7 protein-coding genes are annotated in these 9,657 nt (G+C 68.7%); 1 reads left to right on the forward strand and 6 read right to left on the reverse strand.

What is annotated here, in order from left to right; genetic code table 11:
• A partial coding sequence (locus tag ACFWF3_RS12435; RefSeq protein ID WP_379313757.1) for an acyl-CoA synthetase occupies positions 1–1,424 on the forward strand: 1,424 nt, incomplete at its 5' end.
• A gap of 15 nt (positions 1,425–1,439) precedes the next feature.
• Here the strand turns inward: ACFWF3_RS12435 and ligA are convergent.
• The 6 genes from ligA to ACFWF3_RS12465 all read right to left on the reverse strand — a co-directional run bounded on the left by ligA (position 1,440) and on the right by ACFWF3_RS12465 (position 9,537).
• Entirely contained in the window at positions 1,440–3,431 is a 1,992-nt protein-coding gene (ligA, locus tag ACFWF3_RS12440) for an NAD-dependent DNA ligase LigA (RefSeq protein WP_379313758.1), read from the reverse strand.
• A gap of 131 nt (positions 3,432–3,562) precedes the next feature.
• Positions 3,563–4,207, reverse strand: a complete 645-nt coding sequence (locus tag ACFWF3_RS12445; protein WP_379313759.1) for a LysE family translocator — start codon at positions 4,205–4,207, stop codon at positions 3,563–3,565.
• Positions 4,208–4,256: 49 nt separating this feature from the next.
• On the reverse strand, positions 4,257–5,921 hold the full coding sequence (locus tag ACFWF3_RS12450; protein WP_379313760.1) for a bifunctional 3'-5' exonuclease/DNA polymerase: 1,665 nt from the start codon (positions 5,919–5,921) through the stop codon (positions 4,257–4,259).
• Positions 5,922–5,987: 66 nt separating this feature from the next.
• On the reverse strand, positions 5,988–7,421 hold the full coding sequence (locus ACFWF3_RS12455) for an MFS transporter (RefSeq protein WP_379313761.1): 1,434 nt from the start codon (positions 7,419–7,421) through the stop codon (positions 5,988–5,990).
• The gene (locus ACFWF3_RS12460) at positions 7,418–8,134 is read right to left on the reverse strand and encodes a hypothetical protein (RefSeq protein WP_379313762.1); all 717 of its coding nucleotides are present in this window, start codon (positions 8,132–8,134) and stop codon (positions 7,418–7,420) included. Before ACFWF3_RS12460 ends, ACFWF3_RS12455 begins: the two co-directional genes overlap by 4 nt.
• On the reverse strand, positions 8,131–9,537 hold the full coding sequence (locus ACFWF3_RS12465; RefSeq protein WP_379313763.1) for a condensation domain-containing protein: 1,407 nt from the start codon (positions 9,535–9,537) through the stop codon (positions 8,131–8,133). The genes ACFWF3_RS12460 and ACFWF3_RS12465 overlap by 4 nt, the downstream gene beginning before the upstream one ends.
• Between the last annotated feature and the right edge of the window lie 120 nt (positions 9,538–9,657).

Raw genomic sequence — 9,657 nt, forward strand, 5'->3', positions numbered from 1 at the left:
GCATCGAGACCATGGAGACGTTGCTCGCGTGCTTCAAGTTGGCCGCCGTCCCGATCAATATCAACTACCGGTACGGCCCGACCGAGCTGGCCTATGTCTACAACAACGCCGACCTCGAAGTGCTGCTGTACCACGCCTGTTACGCCGAGACAGTCCGCGCGGGCCTCGCGCTCGCGCCGGGGGTGCGCCTGTCGATCTGTGTCGACGACGACCGCGACGTCGGCACCCCCGAGACCGGCGCGGTCCTGTACGAGCAGCTCGTCGAGGCGGGAAAACCGTTCCGCCCCTCGGTCACTCGCACCGCGGACGACATGTTCATGATGTACACCGGCGGCACCACCGGCATGCCCAAGGGCGTCATGTGGCGGCAGGAAGACATGTGGCGTGTGCTCGGTGGCGGTGTCGACTTCTACAGCGGTGAACCGGTGCGCGACGAATATCAGCAGTCCGCGACGGGCGCCCAGGGCGTGCCCGCCATCTGGTTCGTGCTCCCGCCGCTGATCCATGCCGCGGCGATGATGCCGACGTTCAACGCACTCTGGTCGGGCAATACCGTGCTGTTCGAGCCGCGCTTCGACCCGGCGCGGGTGTGGGAATCCGTCGCCACGCACAAACCGCACGTCATGGTCATCACCGGCGACGCGATGGCTCGCCCACTCATCGACACCTACAGCGCGGAACCGGTGGACGCCTCCTCGCTGCTCGTCATCGCCTCCGGGGCCGCGCTGCTGTCCCAACCCGTGAAGAACGCACTGCTGGAGCAGTTTCCGACGTCGATGGTGTCGGACTCGATCGGGTCGTCCGAAACCGGCTTCGGCGGTATCGGTTTCGCGCAGAAGGACGACGATCCGGCGCGCGGACCACGAGTACAGACCGGGCGCGGCGCGGTGGTCGTCGACGAGGACGGGCGGCCCGTCGCCGCAGGCGAGGAGGGTTGGCTGGCCAAGACCGGCGCGGTCCCGCTCGGCTACTACAACGACCCCGAACGTACCGCCCGGCTGTTCAAGACGGTGGACGGTGCCCGCATCGTGGTCACCGACGACCGCGCCCGCGCCGAGTCCGACGGCTCGATCACCTTGATCGGGCGCGGCAACATGGTGATCAACACCGGCGGGGAGAAGGTGTTCCCGGAGGAGGTCGAGGCCGTCGTGAAGTCACACGACGCGATCTACGACGCGGTCGTCATCGGCGTCGCGCACGAACGGTGGGGCCAGCAGGTGGCGGCGATCATCTCGATCGCCCCCGACCACACCCTGGACTTCGATGCCGTGCGCACCCACCTGCGCCCCCATCTCGCGGGGTACAAGATCCCCAAACGCATCTGGGTGGCGGAGACGATCTCCCGCTCCCCCAGTGGCAAACCCGACTACCGCTGGGCCAAGGACTTCGTCACCGACCGAGCCCCCGACCATCAGTCCGAGTGAGGCATCGCGGGCTCGTCAGATGATCTTGGCGTCGATCAGCAGCTTCCAGATCTCGCCCTGGTCGACGACCTCGACGCCGAGCTTCTCGGCCTTCGCCAGCTTGCTGTCACCGACTCCCGCGCCGGTGATGAGCATGTCGGTGTTCGCCGAGACCGAGGAGGCCGCCGTCGCGCCCGCCTGCTCGCACAGGCGCTGGAACGTCGGGCGGGCCACCTTCTCGCCGGAGCGTGGGTCGCTGATCGCACCGGTGATCACCACTGTTCTGCCTTCGAGGGGTGCGCCTGCCGCGATGACCGGCGGCAGGTCCTCTTCGCGCACATCCAGGCAGACACCGAGCTCGCGCAAGCGGTCCAGTTCCGGACGCAACCGGGTCAGGTGGGCGACCAGGGAGGCGGCGACCTTCGGGCCGATGTCCTCTACCGCGACAAGGCGTTCCTCGCCCGCGTCGGCGACCTCTTCGAGAGAGCCGAAGCCCGACCGGGCAAGGCGCGCGGCGGTGCCGTCGGAGGCCATCGGGATGGCGAGTCCGATCAGGGCGCGGCGCAGGCCGACCTGGCGGCTGGCGTCGATCGAATCGATCATGCGCGCGGCGGAGACCTCGCCGATGCGATCGAATTCGAGCAGGCGTTCCTTGGTCAGCGTGTAGAAGTCCGACGGGCTCTCGAGAATGCCCGCCTCGGCGAGGCGTTCGATCCACACTCCCCCGATGGCGTCGATATCGGCCGCCGCGCGCGAGGCCCAGTGGATCAGCCTGCGCACTGTTTGGGCGGGACAGGCGACGTTGGTACAGAACAGTTCTCGGCTGTTGCCCTGCTCGATGACCGGCTGAGCGCACGAAGGGCACTCGGTGGGCGAGATGATCTCGAGCTCCTCGCCCGTGCGCTTGGCGGCGTCGAGCACGCCGGCCACGAACGGGATGACATCACCGGCGCGACGCACCAGCACCGTGTCACCGACCTTGATGTCACGGGCGCGGATCACCTCTTGGTTCGCCAGCGTCGCCTTCGTGACCGTCGTACCGCCGACGAACACCGGCTCGAGCCACGCGACAGGGACGATCTTGCCTGTCTTGCCGACATCCCAGATCACCTCGCGCAGCAGCGTGGTCTTCTCCTCGGCGGCGAACTTGAACGCCAGCGCCCCGCGCGGGGAGTTCGACCGGGTTCCGGCCGCCGCGTAGGCGTCACGGTCGGCCAGTCGCAGGACGGCACCGTCGATGTCGTAGTCCAGGTCGTTGCGACCCTGCTCGATCTCGGTGATCGCCGCCTGTGCCCGCGCGGCGTCGGCGCACAGCCGCATCTGCGCCCCCGCGACGCCGATCGCCCGCAGTCCTTCCCCGAGGTCGTGCGCGGCGTCGTCGGCGGCGGTATCCAAGTCGAAGCCGAAGAACTGCAGGCGCCGTTCCGACACGGTCGCCGGGTCTTTCGCGCGCAGGGTGCCCGCCGCGGCATTGCGCGGGTTGATCAGTGGCTTGTCGGGGTGTGCGGCGTTGTAGGCCAGGAAGGTCGAACGCAACATCACCGCCTCCCCACGCACCTCGACGCGGCCCGGCAGGTCGATCCGCTCGGGGACCCCGTCGACGAGGGCACGGACCAGCGGGGTGACGTCGTCACCGGTGGTGCCGTCACCGCGGGTGACGGCACGCGCCAGCCGCCCGTTCTCGAAGACCAGAGCCAGCGACAAGCCGTCGAGCTTGGGCATCACGACCACCGGCTGACCGGGGAATCGATCGAAGAACGCCTCGACCTGCTCCGGCTTGGTCGCCTTCTCCAGCGACAGCATCGGCCGCGAGTGCCGGACCGGGGCGTGCAGCACCGCGGGCGCACCGACTTGCTCGAGCGGATTCGGGTCCGGCGCGAGGTCGGGGTGCGCCTCGATCAGGGCGCGCAACTCGTCTTCGATCGCGTCGAATTCCGCGTCGGCTACCAGCGGCGCCCCCTGGTAGTAGGCGTCGCGCAGCGCCACCATCCGGTCGGCGAGTTCTTGGATACGTTCCCCTGTTTCCACGGACAAGACGCTACCGATACCCACCGACATCTACGGACCGACATTCTCGAGCTGTCAGGATCGGGGGAAACTCACCCCGTTCGGCCGAATCCCGTGAGCGGCAGATGTCGCCGTTCGAACTGGTCACAACGCTACTTCGCATGGTTGCCGGTGAACGCCACCGAGACACCGAGCCCGATCATCGACAAGCCCCCGACGGTCCCGAGCGTCTCCTCGCGTCGCGGAGACCGGCGGAACCAATCGCGCAGCCGTGCGGCCAGCACCGCCCAGAGGCTGTCCGACACCAAGGCGATCGCGACCGCGATCAGGCCGAGCAGCAAGATCTGAAGCTGGACTTGCCCGGCGTCGCGATCCACGAACTGCGGTACGACGGCGGCGGCCAGGATGAACGACTTCGGGTTCGACGCGCCGACGACGAAGCCCTGCCGCACCGAGGTCCGCCACGGCAATGCGGAGCGTTCCGGGTTCAGGTCTCCCGCTCCGAACGCCGCGCGGTGTCGGATCGCGGTGGCCCCGAGGTAGACCAGGTAGGCCGCCCCGGCGATTTTCACGATCCAGAACACCGTGGCCGACTCGGCGACGACCGCACCGAGCCCGACCGAGACCAGCGCCAGCACTGTGAGCAGACCCAGGGTGTTGCCGGCCACGCTGGCCAATGCGACGGACCGGCCGTGAGCGAGGGCCCTGCCGATGGCGAAAACCACGCTGGGACCGGGAATCACGATGATGATCAAGGATGCCGCGCCGAAGGTGACCAGCTGTTCGAGACTGAGCATGCGACCACGCTAGACCCCACCTGCGGGAAGTACTGATCTAGCGGCGTTCCTACTTGGCATCGCCGTAGCACTGCACCACGGCGGTGGTGAACGGGAAGCGGACCGGCGTCTGCCCGAAGGCGATCCGGCCCGCGGTGTCTGCGGCGGTGGCGATCGCTTCGGCCACCACAGCGGCTTCCTCGGTCGGGCAGTGCACGATCACTTCATCGTGCTGGAAGAAGACCAGTTCCGCACGGAGGTCGCGGATCGCGTGCCGGATTCCGGCCAGGACCAGCAGGGCCCAGTCGGCGGCGCTGCCCTGCACCACGAAGTTGCGGGTGAAGCGGCCACGGGCGCGGGCGGCGGAGTCGGCGCCGAACTCGGTGCGGGTGTCCTGGGGCGGGTCCGTGTCGTCGAGCGCGACCGACAGCGGCGTGCAGGTACGCCCCAACCAGGTGCGCACGAGGCGGCCTTCCTCGCCGGCGCGCGCGGCGTCGTCGACGTAGGCCACGGCGTCGGGATAGCGCCGGCGCAGGCCCGCGAGGTGGGTCAGGGCGTCGCCGGAGGTCTGGCCGTAGATGGCGCCGAGCAGGGCGATCTTGGCTTGATCGCGGTCGCCGCCGAATCCGCGGGCGGCCAGGTCCGCGTAGAGGTCCTCGCCACGACCGGCCACTTCCATCAGGCCCGGGTCGCGCGAGATCGCCGCGAGGATCCGCGGCTCCATCTGGTCGGCGTCGGCGACCACCAGCGACCACCCGGGGTCGGCCCGGATCGCTTGCCGGACGATCTTCGGAATCTGTAGTGCGCCACCACCATTGGTGGTCCAGCGCCCGGACACTGTGCCGCCGGGTAAGTATTCGGGGCGGAAGCGGCCGCCGTGCACCCACTGTTCGAGCCAGGACCAGCCATGCGCTGTGTAGAGACGGTACAGCGATTTGTAGGCCAGCAGCGGCGCTACCGCCGGGTGGTCGATCCGCTGGAGCTCCCATTTCCTGGTGGAGGACAGCAGGATTCCGGCGCGGCCGAAAGCCCTGATGATGTCGGCGGGCAGGTCGGGCCGGACTCGGACCCCGGTCCCGAACGCCCGCGACACTTCCTCGGCCAGTTCCGCCATCCGCCGCGGTTCCGATCCCCCCGGAAAGCGCTCTCCCAGCATCGAATCCAGGAGTTCGCGGTGGACGTCGGCGCGCCACGGAATGCCGAGCTGCCCCATCTCGACGGCGACGAGCATGCCCGCCGATTCGGCGGCGAGCAGCAGTCGCATGCGCTCGGGGTGCTCGGCCCGGGCGGTGCGCGCGACCTGTCCCGCGTACACCGCTAGCAGGGCAGTGAACTCGTCGATCCCCGGCGGCAGTGGCACCGGACCCGACTCGAACAGCGACGGCTGCGTCTCGGCGGCCCGCACCGGCGCATCCGGCGGAACGGCCAGGTTGTGCAACCGCGCCCAGCCCGCCGCCAGCGAGCGCGCCTGCCCGGACTGTCCTTCCTCGTGGCCGATCAGCAGCGACTCCGCCGCCTGGACGTCGTAGCACCGTTCGACCCACACGCCCGCTGCCAGCAACGCGCGGTAGATGTCGGCCGTGGATCGCCAGACCCAGCGCTCCACGTCCGGGCGGGTGCGCACCGCCTCGACGAGCGAGGGCTCGTCGAGCACCGGTCCCGCCGGGTGACCGTCCTGATCGAGCGGACACAACCGAGCGCCGCCCTCGCCCGTCTCCGCTATCGCCCATCTCACGTGCCAGAGTCTGACACCGGGGTCCGACAACCAGCGGCACCCGCACGCCGACGACCAGCGAAAACCCTACGAAACGCCGATCGCGGCCTGTTCTCGACGCTCGCGCGAGGGCATCGCCAAGGTGAGCACCGCCAGCACCAGCGCGACCGCGGCGATGGCGCCCATCATCATGATGCTGCCGCCGAGGCTGTGCGAACCGAAGAACACCGTGGTCAGCACCGCGAGTCCGACCGCATTGCCGACCTGTTCGATGGTGGGCAGCACACCGGAGGACTCGGCCATCCGATTCGCGTCCAACCCGGACAGCATCATCGGCTGCAACTGCACACCGAACAGGCCGACACCGAATCCGGCCGCGAACACCGGACCCGCGCAGAGCAGCGCGTTCGCCACCCCGTCGACCAGATACAGGTACACCCCGCCCGCGCCGATACATCCGCCGAACAGGGCGATCCCGGCGGCCAGCGCCCAGATATCCCAGCGCGGCACCAGAATCAGCGAACCGAGGGCGCCGACGCCCGCACCGAGAGCGAACAGCGTCATCACCATGCCGGTGAGCAGCGGCGAGTAGCCGAGCACGTCCTGCATGGTGATCGAGGCGGCGAACACGAACGCGGTGAACAGCCCGAAGAACGCGCCGACCAGCACCGAGCCGATCCGGAAGCCGTGGTTGCCGAACAGGTCCAGCCGCACGAGCGGGTCGGCACCGCGCGCGGTGCGGGTGCGCTGCTGGGCGAGGAACACCGCCGTCAGCACGAGCCCGGCACCGGTGACGGCGAGCAGGTCGAGCCGCCACCCGTGCTCCTGGATCTGAGCCAGGCCCGCGATCAGGGCGAACAAGCCGAGCCCGGACAGCGCGGCGCCGACCAGATCGAGTGGGTGACGACCAGCCGGGCTGCTCCGGTCCAGGAATTTCCAGGCCAATCCGAACGCGAACAGCCCGATCGGCAGGTTGATCAGGAAGACCGACCGCCACCCCCACCCACCGATATCGATGGTGAGCAGCACACCGCCCACGATGGGTCCGAGCATCCCGGCGAATCCGGCCACTCCCCCGTACAGCGCGAAAACCAGGGGATGGCGCTCGCGCGGAAAACCGGCGGTGAGAATGGCGATCGTCTGGGCGGCCATCCCCGCGCCCGCCGCACCCTGGACCACCCGCGCGAGCACGAGTTCGGCAGGGCCACCGGCCGATCCACACCACACCGAAGCCGCGGTGAAGGCGACCACCGACACCAGGAACATCGTGCGCCGACCGACCATCGCACCGATCCGCGCGGCGGTGAGCAGGGTGCAGGCGAACGCCAGCGCGTACCCGGAGATCACCAGCAGCTGTGCCGACCTGGACGCACCGAGGTCGGCGGTCAGACTCGGCAGCGCCGTGTTCACGATCGTCACGTCGATCATCTGCATGAACACCGCGATCAGGCAGGCGCCGAACGCCAGCCACGCGCCGAGCTCGGGCACCTGTGCCTTCGCGACCCCGGTGGTGTCGCTCACGACACCAATTCCATCGTGGCGCGCGGGGCCGACATCGACATCTGGGTCGGAAAGCTCAACTGCACCATCCGGTGCGGCGCCGCCACCTCGAACAGGGCGATGAACGGCGGCACCACCGAGCCGACCATCTTGTCCAGCATCCCGTTCACCTGGTCGAAGCCGGGCCGCAACCGCACCTGCCAGCACGGGAACACCCCGGCCGGTCCCGCGAAGACGACCTGCTTCTCCACCCGGACGAGCAGTGGCCAGTGCACCGACGCCGCGAGCCACACGTCGACCGTTTCGACCAGCCCGTCGGCGAAGTCCAGTCCACGCAACATCGTCAGCCCACCGGCGATCGGCATCACATTCGGCGGGAACGGTCCGGGCAGGCCACCGAACTGCAGGTGCACGGTGTCGACGAAGTTCACTTCCTCGCGCGAAACCACCGTCGACCCCGACCGGGTCTGCGCGCGATAGGTTTCCGCGTGCAGTCGGCCGTCGATACGCCCTATGCGCTGCTCGACGGTCATCACCAGTTCACGGTCGCGTCCGCTCTTGTCTTCCGGGCTCGCCTCGAGTGTCGTGTGGTAGCCGCCCCGGTCGTGCACGACGACGTGCGCTATCTCGAAGCCGCCGGGCTCGCCGGCGATGCCGACGCGGTATCTCGACTTCTCGCCATCGGGAATGGCGGGGTCGCGAAAGATGGTCGGGACGAACTCTTCTCGGATCATGGGTGCTCCGTGGCGCTGTCGATGATGGCTCCGAATGCGGACTTCATGGTGGCCAGGTAGCGGCGCACCGACTCCTGCGCGACCGCGGTGTCGGGGAAGATGACGCTCAACGAGGTCCGGCCCGGTAGCCGGTTGATCCAGATGAGTGCTTCCTCGGAGGCAGCCCGGTTGGCGAAGACCCCGGCGTTCATGCTGTCGAACAGCTCGTTGCCCAGGAAGTCCCTGGCGTCGATGAACGAGATCATCGGGGTGACCCACCCCGGCTCGGCCTTGATCTCGGAATCGGGGGGCAGCAGATCGAGAACACGGTGAAAAGAAGTGGGCGCCAGCAGGAGTCCGCTGTCGTAGGCCCGCTGCGCGAGCGCGAGCGCGCGGGCGACCGTAGTGCGTTCGCCGAGCGGGAACGCGACCGGAACGAGCGTCACGTACCAGCCCACCGAATTGTTCTCGGCCGCCGAGGTCCTGGTGCTCACCGGGGTCATGCCGAAGTAGTAGTCCGATCCGACCAGCTCGCGTTCGGCCAGTGCGGCCGCGGCGAACACACCGCCGACGAATTCGGCGCCGTTGGCACGGCAGACCTCGTCGAATCGAGCGGCCTCGTCGTCCTCGAACAGCACGACGCTGCGGTGGGCGCTGCGATGGTATCCGTCGGTCTTCTTGCCGAGGTCGAGCGGGAAGACCGGAAGCTTGTTGTCGTTGCCGCCCAACAGCGCCAGCCATTTCTTCACACCGGGAGAGGAAAGGCTCTGCTGGTCGCTGAAGAACCGCTCGTTGCGGCAGTAGTCGAGATAGCTCGCCGCGGGCGCGAGCGGTTCGGCCTCGTCCCACAGCTGCGCGGCGTAGAGCTGGGCGAAGTCGGCTGCGGACAAGTACTGCCCGAGTCCGTCGGTGTGCAGGTGGTCGACGGCCAGGTACACGGTGGTGGAATCGCCGTGCTCGATGGCACCGAAGGTGAAGCAATCCCACTGGAACGGGCCCGGTGTCGTCTTCTCCACGTGCCGGCAGATCGACTCGGGATCGTCGATGTGGCCGTAGTCGACCGGCACGAACTCGACATCGGCCGCGGGCACCAGATGACGCCGCACTGTGCCACCGGCTTCGACAGCGAACCACGTGCGAAAAGTGTCGTGGCGCAACAGGAATGCGTGGATCGCCCGGGTGATCGCGGCGCGGTCGAGGTCACCGGTGGGGATCTCGGCGGTGACCAGGCACAGGCCCGAGAACCGGAAGTCCGCGCCCGCGTGCCGGTCGGCCAAGCGCAGATACTGCTCCTGCTGGAGCGAGGGCGGCGCCGGATGGACCGGCGCCCTGGCCGCGCGCGCGACCGAGTCCGCCGAGGCGAACCAGGTCACGAGCCGACCGGGCGCCGGGCGCCATTCGTCGATCAAGCCGAAGTCGACCATCAGTGCGATCCCGCCATCGAGACCTCCGCCGGTCGCTCGACGGTCCACTGGTCGGGCACGTCGACGATCCGCGGGGCGGATTCACCGGGCGTCACCTCCGGAAGTGGCGGTGTGACAGCG

This window comes from Nocardia sp. NPDC060220, from assembly GCF_042727815.1.
Taxonomy (GTDB): Bacteria; Actinomycetota; Actinomycetes; order Mycobacteriales; family Mycobacteriaceae; genus Nocardia.